The organism is Cryobacterium sp. TMT1-2-2 (assembly GCF_004403505.1).
GTDB lineage: Bacteria > Actinomycetota > Actinomycetes > Actinomycetales > Microbacteriaceae > Cryobacterium > Cryobacterium flavum.
Genome location: NZ_SOGS01000001.1, coordinates 22,920 through 30,081, shown reverse-complemented (window position 1 = coordinate 30,081; position 7,162 = coordinate 22,920). Strand labels below are relative to the sequence as shown.

Annotated in this window: 7 protein-coding genes; all 7 read right to left on the bottom strand. The window is 56.9% G+C overall.

The features are described from left to right. Positions 1-476: 476 nt before the first annotated feature. Positions 477-1,211, bottom strand: coding sequence for an ABC transporter ATP-binding protein (locus E3T35_RS00145; protein WP_134346965.1), 735 nt, complete (start codon positions 1,209-1,211; stop codon positions 477-479). Beyond that, positions 1,198-1,941, bottom strand: coding sequence for an ABC transporter ATP-binding protein (locus E3T35_RS00140; RefSeq protein WP_134346966.1), 744 nt, complete (start codon positions 1,939-1,941; stop codon positions 1,198-1,200). Before E3T35_RS00140 ends, E3T35_RS00145 begins: the two co-directional genes overlap by 14 nt. Beyond that, a complete protein-coding gene (locus tag E3T35_RS00135; RefSeq protein ID WP_134346967.1) occupies positions 1,938-2,972 on the bottom strand; it encodes a branched-chain amino acid ABC transporter permease in 1,035 nt (344 codons plus the stop codon). The genes E3T35_RS00140 and E3T35_RS00135 overlap by 4 nt, the downstream gene beginning before the upstream one ends. Next, positions 2,969-3,844, bottom strand: coding sequence for a branched-chain amino acid ABC transporter permease (locus E3T35_RS00130; protein ID WP_134346968.1), 876 nt, complete (start codon positions 3,842-3,844; stop codon positions 2,969-2,971). The genes E3T35_RS00135 and E3T35_RS00130 overlap by 4 nt, the downstream gene beginning before the upstream one ends. A gap of 88 nt (positions 3,845-3,932) precedes the next feature. Next, positions 3,933-5,180, bottom strand: a complete 1,248-nt coding sequence (locus E3T35_RS00125) for an ABC transporter substrate-binding protein (protein WP_134346969.1) — start codon at positions 5,178-5,180, stop codon at positions 3,933-3,935. 156 nt (positions 5,181-5,336) lie between these two features. Beyond that, a complete protein-coding gene (locus E3T35_RS00120; protein WP_198417793.1) occupies positions 5,337-6,128 on the bottom strand; it encodes an enoyl-CoA hydratase-related protein in 792 nt (263 codons plus the stop codon). Then, entirely contained in the window at positions 6,125-7,105 is a 981-nt protein-coding gene (locus tag E3T35_RS00115) for a CaiB/BaiF CoA-transferase family protein (protein ID WP_166789791.1), read from the bottom strand. Before E3T35_RS00115 ends, E3T35_RS00120 begins: the two co-directional genes overlap by 4 nt. Between the last annotated feature and the right edge of the window lie 57 nt (positions 7,106-7,162).

Genomic DNA, 7,162 nt, shown 5'->3' with positions numbered 1-7,162 from the left:
CATTACCGTCAGGGTTGGGTGAGGCCAGTAGCTAACAGCAAGTCCGCCGCATGACGTAGGGCGAGAACTAGGAAACCACCACCATGTCCAGCCCGTCTTTGATCGCCGTGCGCGACGATCTACCGCCACCTCAACCCTTAGCGCCAACCACCGTTCCATTACTGGTCAGACCCCGTGGATCAAGAACTGGGACCGTCACGCCGTGGTCTTCGACAAAGGCAACGGGCCTTCCGAGACTGCGACCTCACAGACGGACACTTGGCCCTTAGGCGGGACACCTACGATACCTGTGTGCCTCTGGCTATTGTTAACGCCGGGCCAAAACGGGGCCAATAGTGCCTTGAAAACAGGACCAATATCTGTGTTTTCGAATGGGCGATACTGGCCCTATTTTCGGTCGACGCTAACAGCTATCCCTCCGAACGGCGCAACGTACTAGTTCGTATCACCACGGCAAACGTCGTTAACGTCCACACTTATGCTCTTCCACCTTCTGTGGCATGAGCCTCAACCCCGAGGTAAGCTTCCTGAACCTCCGGAGATGTCCGCAACGTCGCTCTATCACCCGAGAATACGACCCTTCCGTGCTCCAGTACGTAACCATAATCTGCGGTTGAGAGGGCAAGTGAGGCGTTTTGCTCGACTAATAGCATCGTCACTCCTGTCTCGGCGATCGTACGAATGGTTTCGAATACAAGATCGGTTATCAACGGTGCGAGTCCCAACGATGGCTCGTCGAGAAGGATGATGCGCGGACGCAGCATCAGTGCTCGACCAATGGCGAGCATTTGCTGTTCACCGCCTGAGAGCGTTCCGCCGGATTGAGCTCGGCGCTCAGAAAGGCGTGGAAAGAGCTCGAATACATCTCGCAGTGCTTCAGCGCGTTTCGGTTTCGCCCTCTTGGATGAGCCGCCAACGAGTAGGTTGTCTTCGACGGTTAGGTTTGCGAATACTCGACGCCCCTCAGGGACGAGGGCTATGCCGAGTTCAGCAATAGCATATGGCGGCAGGCCGGTGATGGGCTCGCCGTCCAGGAAAACTGTTCCTCCCGCGGGCTTGAGATGCCCAGCGATAACTTTAAGGAGCGTAGATTTTCCTGCTCCATTCGAGCCAAGAATCCCTGTAACTTGACCGTCAGTGACGTCGAGTGAGATGCCGTGGAGCGCCGTCGCATCGCCGTAACGGGCCTGAATGTTCTCAACTGTTAGCATTGTGGTCCTTCTTTGGGACACCGATATAAGCTTCAACTACAGCAGGATTGTTCTGAACTTCTGTTGGTGTTCCATCCGCAATGAGTAGGCCATGGTTGAGAACGAGCACTCGCCTGCTGATACGCATAACGACTTTCAGCAGGTGCTCAACGAGCACCACAGTCACTCCTTCATCGGTGAGCTGGTGTATCAGCGCAACAGCGTCCTCCACCTCGCGAGGAGTAAGCCCTGTCATGACTTCGTCGAGTAGTAAGAGTGACGGCTCTGACGCGAGAGCTCGGGCCATTTCAAGCCTCTTTCGGTCGATTAGCGTGAGCTCCGCGGGCCTATTCTGTGCGCGGTCTTGCAGGCCGAGTCGTTCCAGGGCTTTGTAGGCGGCCGCTTTGGATGATTCGACTGATGAATGTTTCTGGAGCCCTCCGACGAGTACATTCTCGAGGGCCGTCATGGATGGGAAGAGGCGCACCTTTTGGAAAGTCCGGGAGATACCTACATTTGCGATCTGGTGGCTGGCGGAACTCGTCATGTCACGTCCAGCAACTATTCGCTTGCCAGAGTCAAGTTTTTGGACCCCCGTCATCAAGTCAAATAGCGTGCTCTTTCCGGCACCGTTGGGGCCGACGAGAGCGATGATTCCCCCCGCCTGAATATCGATCGTGACATCGCGAACTGCCTGGACTCCGCCAAAGGACTTCGACGCCATTTCCATGCTTATGAGTGATGGTTTCATCGTGTTATCACAGCCTCAGGCTTATTCATCGACTCAGTTTCATCTTCCTGAGATGTCGGTTTTCTCCGTTTTCCGGTCTTTTTTCTGAAGAGTCCAGATATGGACGCGACACCTCCAGGCAGCCACAGCGCGACCGCGACGAGCACGATGCCGTAGACAAGGGTGTCGGCACCGGCAAAGACGTCTTGAAGGGCATTATTTGCTGCTTCACCGATCGCGACGACGGCGATCCCGCCGACGACAGGCCCCCATAGCGTACCGATGCCGCCGAAGATCGCGCCAAGCGCCATCTCGACTGAACGATCGACGCCAAAGGCACTGCCAGGATCGATAAACAAGCCGTGTTGCGCCATAAGAGTTCCCGCGAAAGAAACCATCATCGCGCTGAGAACGAATGCCTGAATCTTGACTTGGTTGGTGTGAACACCAAGCGCTCGTGCGACCTGCTCATCGTCTCGAACCGATTTAAGTCGATACCCAAACGGCGACTTGATGATGAATGCCGCGATAATTACGTACACCAGCAGGAGCCCGAGAGCGACGTAGTAATAGTTGATTTGGTCGCGAAATTGCAGCATTCCGAATGACGGCTGGATGAGGGGAAGGCTGAGTCCCACGTCACCACCAGTGATGGATGAGACAGTGCGCGCAAGGTTGAGCAGGATGAGAGCGAAGACGAACGTGACGAGGGTGAAGTAGATTCCTCGCAGGTGGACCGTGATCGATCCCAATAGCAGTGCAAGTATGCCCGCCACAAGCATTCCGGCCAGTCCACCGATCCATGGGGAGATATTGAAGTTGATCAAGAGCAAGGAGCTGGTGTATCCCCCGACTCCGAAGAAAGCAGCGTGGCCGAACGAGAGTCGTCCTCCCAATCCGCCGACGATGTTCCATGCCACGGCTAGGGAGGCCACGATGAGGGCGGTAACTCCAATGCCCTGCAGGTAGGGCCCCCGAAGGAGCCAGAGAGGCAAAGTCGCAGCGACAACGAAAAAGAGAATCCCACCGATCGTGCCAGGCTTGAGAATCATGCTGTGATTTCCTTCCGTCCGAATAGTCCGTTAGGTCGGAAGATCAGTACGAGGATGAACAGAGTGAACAATCCGACGTCTTGCAAACCGACGGAGACGAACGCTGCGGTCAGCTGCTGAACTGTGCCGGCGATCAAACCGCCGATGAAGGCGCCCATGATATTTCCAAGGCCGCCGAGGACGACAGCGACGAAGGCGAGGACTAGGAATTCGTTCCCCAAGGTGGGCGAGGCGGGCTGGTAGGTTACGAGAACTCCACCGGCAACGAGGGCGATAGAGGTACCGATCCCAACAGCAATGATGTAAATCCGCTTGGACCTGACGCCGGACGATTCTGCGATCTCTGCGTCGTCGACCGTTGCGCGCATTTGGCGGCCAAAGTCGGTCCGTTTGAGGATGAATGTCAGGCCGATGGTGATGGCGATAGCAATCACGAATCCGACGACGTGTGCGGGTCGCAGGTAAATCCCACCGATATCGACGAGCTCACTACCCCAAGCGAACCCGGTGAGAGATCTTTGTCCCGGAGAAAAAACAACCTGCACAATGCTCTGGATGATGATGCCCAGACCGAGAGTGAGCAGGAGCTGCGGAAGCTCGCCTGCGTCACGAAGTCGCGCGAAGAGAACAGACTGTAGGACAGCGCCCAGCAGCAGACCGACCGGTACAACAATGAGAAGAGCCAGGAATGGGTTGATTCCCAGGGTTGTGTAGAGCATCAGTACTGTGTACATACCGAGCAATACGATGTTGCCGTGCGCGAAGTTAATGATTCGCATTACGCCGAACACGAGGCTGAGCCCCATAGCGATGAGTCCGTAAACGCCGCCGAGCAAGAGCCCTGTTAGAACTGTTTGAGCGAGGATTTCCATTGTGTCTGGTCCTTCAGTCAGAAGTAGACGGCACGGTGGGGGTGGCGGTGGGCTGCATTGATGCCTTGGCCCGCCACCCCGGGGCCAACTACTGCGGCTTGCTAGCTTGGACGTCGAGCGGCCACACGGTGCGCGTGACGCCCTCCTGCCACTGGATCATGATAGGAAACACGTCCTCGTTCAGGCCCTTCGTGTCGAAGCTGACTGTTCCAGCGGGCATGAATGATGCCGGACCCGAGGTGAAGTCTGTCTTGCGCAGCACCTCCGCGATCTTCTCCGGATCGGTGCTTGCGGCATCGTCGATGGCACCTGCAAGGATCCAGGCTGCAACGTAGGATTCACCCGCTTCCTGGGGCATGAACTTGGTGTCATACTCCTGCGTGTACCGCGTACTGATGTCTTCTAGGCCGTCATAGGGCATGTCCCAGTTCCAGCCGGCTTGGCTCAGAATTCCATCGACGTTGTCGCCGAGCAGCTTTCCAAAATCGGGAGAGAGGATTCCGCCACCGCCCAGTCCGACGATCGGTCCCTCGTAATCGAGGCTCCGGAGCGTATTCACGATAGTTACCGCGGCCCCCGTAGGACCGCCCAGGAATATGACGTCGGGATCAGCGCGCAGCGCTTCAAGAACAATCACCGTTGCATCGCTGAGTGCCTGAGGGTAAAACGCCTGGCTGACAACGTCGAGTCCAGCGCTTTCAGCTTCGGCAATCGCGGCTCTTCCTTGAGCTTCGATTGACGCGTCGTCCGAGGCCAGAACCGAGACCTTCTGCAGGGTGATTCCAATCTCAGCGTATGCATCCTGGACATACGGCACGATGGATTGGCCGAGTGCCGTCGCTGTAGGTGGGAGTTGAAAGAAGTAGCTATAGTCGCGGTCGGTCAGCGTGTCGGCGTAGGACTGACTCAGGATTGGCACGCCGGCCTTTTCCGCTTCGGTGGAGGCCGTGATGGTAAATGCCGATACATAGGAGCCAATAAGGGCGCTGACGTTTTCCTGTTCAATCAGACGCCGTGTGACGGTGGCAGCCTGGCCGGGATCATCCGAACTGGTGTCAGCCTGAACGCCCTTAAGCTTCAAGCCGTCGAGAGACTTGATTCCACCTGCGGCGTTGATGTCCTCAATCGCGAGCATCGCTCCGTTGAGCGCGTTTTGCCCGCCGTCGGCCCATGCCCCGGTCAGCGGATGCGGAAGACCAATGTTGATAGTGTCGCCACTGTTTCCGGAGGTCTGTCCGCTGCAGCCGACAACTGTAAGTAATACTGCTATAGCCGTTGAGGCAAGTAGTACGCGCTTTCGGTGCTCAAAACGAGAGCCGTTGGTGTGTCTGATCATGTGTATACATCCCCCTTGATGGCGCTGGTCAACTTTGTCCAGTCACATGTTTCGGATACTCGAAGTTGCAATCCGACTACCCGAATGTAACTTCCCTCCGGAGAACGCAACAAGGAAATTCCGCAGCCTCGAATGTTCAGATAAGAGCTGTCGATTTCAGCAGCCAGAAAAATGTGGCGGACGCTTGCCTAGAAAAGCTTCAACGCCCTCGATGTAGTCGCTGGATTCAAAGAGATCGTTTCGAAGTGCCGTCGTGTAATCGTCGTCTCGGACCTGCCCCGCTCGGACTAGTCCAATGATTTCTTTCGTTGCACGGAGTGACATGGGCGCGCGCTTGGAAATCTCGACGGCGAGTTCATAGGTCACCTTTTCCAACTCTTCAGGCGGGTGAACTTCGTTGACCAAACCATTCCAAAGGGCTCGCTCCGCGCTTACTCGGCGGCCGGAGAACAGGAGATAACTCGCCTCCGCAGGTCCTGCCAGATCCATGAGGCGTTTCGTGGATTCGAGGCTGTATGCAAACCCAAGCCGCGCAGGGGTGATACCGAAGGCAGCAGCTGTATCAGCCAGCCGAAGATCGCAACTGAGAGCCAGGCCACATCCTCCGCCAATGCAAAAACCATGCACCATGGCGATTGTGGGTGCGTGGAAGTTACTGATGGCCCTTTCCGCTTCGGCCACGGCTAAGTTATATAGGCGCGCACCTTCGGCTCCCGCTCGCACCGTGGTGAATTCCGTGATATCAGCTCCCGCTGAAAAAGCCCGCAAACCACACCCTCGAATCACGAGTGAAGAAACTGTACGGTCAATCTCAAGTCGAGACAACATTTCAGGAATCTGATGGTACATGTCCAACGACAGGGCGTTATGTCTTTCGGGCCGGTTCAATGTAAGTGTGGCAACCGGACCGACAACGTCCAGTCGTAGGTGGTCGATTTTCGTCCTCACGGGTGCGGCTTTCCTAGGAATGGGGTTAGCCGACTCTGCCATGCCGCGGGGATGGGTATGGTGCTGTGCGGCGGATGACCGGGAGCACCGGAGCGACCTTCTCTCTGCTCCATGGCATCGGGAAGTTCTTCGTCGAAGCGTTCAATGGGCAAGTCGTGAGTTATCGCTAGCTCGACCAGCTCGTGGGCCGTCAGTCCGCCGATTGTTTGGTCGAGGCGATGACGAATCGTTTGGGCGTGGCGCCGTCGGTCGGAATACTTCTCCAGCGCCTCATCGTGTTTCCAATCGGACCAGCCGACGGCCTGACACAGACGCATCCACATGGTGTCCTCGAGGATGGCGATGATCATAGTTATGCCGTCTAGGGTGACTACGGTTCCGTAAGTCGGTTCCAGTGACGTAACGGCATCGGGCTTAATTCCTGCCCATGCGATGGCCGAGTCCAGCATGCTGCTGTCAATGTATCCACCCGCACCGCGATGATAGGCGGCGACGATGGTGAGTGCCGCCGTGGTGGCAGTTGCCAGGTCGACCCACGGCACACCGATCCGATCGAGTTGGGCTCCCGGCGGTAATGCGCCGGCGATTGCCTGCAAGGAGATATCGTGAGTGGGGCGAGTCGCGCGTGGCCCTTCCTGGCCGAAGCCCGAGATTGAGCAGTAGACGATGTTGGCCTTATATTTGGTCAGCGTCACGTAGTCACACCCGAGCCGGCGTGTGACACCCGGGCGGTATCCCTCGACGAAGACGTCCGCACCGGCAATGAGGGAGTAGAGTGCGAGCTTGGAGTGATCCTCCTTGAGGTTCAGGAAATACGTCACCTTGCCGGCGTTGACATTGGCGAACATCTTTGGATCAAGGTGCCGGGCCGCGTCACCCTGAGGTGGTTCTATCTTCACCACGGTGGCTCCCAGCGCGGCAAGAAGTTGTGTCGCGTACGGTCCGGGCAGCTGCTGACTCAGATCCAGCACGCGCATGCCGTGTAAGGGTGCATCGGGGCTACTTGTCGGCTTCGGCCAAGTAGGTGAGAGGCC